This is a genomic window from Actinomadura sp. NBRC 104425 (assembly GCF_030269545.1).
Taxonomy (GTDB): Bacteria; Actinomycetota; Actinomycetes; order Streptosporangiales; family Streptosporangiaceae; genus Spirillospora; species Spirillospora keratinilytica.
In genome coordinates, this window is record NZ_BSTN01000153.1 from 1 (window position 1) to 256 (window position 256).

General features: G+C 74.2%; 1 pseudogene. It reads left to right on the forward strand.

Going from position 1 to position 256, the window contains the following annotated elements:
* A pseudogene (locus QSK22_RS33520) lies at positions 1-256 on the forward strand (IS5/IS1182 family transposase); the annotation flags it as partial.

Consider the following 256-nt stretch of genomic DNA (forward strand, 5'->3'; position numbering starts at 1 on the left):
TCCACCATCGCCCGGGCCCACCAGCACTCCGCGGGCGCCCGCCACGACCATCAGGGTCAAGTCGAGCCGCCGGGGCCGGAGCCGGCCGATCACGGGCTGGGGCGTTCGCGCGGTGGGTGGACGACCAAGATTCATCTGGCCTGTGAGCAGGGCCGCAAGCCGCTGTCGGTGGTGCTGACGGCAGGGCATCGCGGGGACAGCCCGCAGTTCGTGCCGGTGCTGGAGCAGGTCAGCGTGTCGCGCGGCGGGCCCGGGC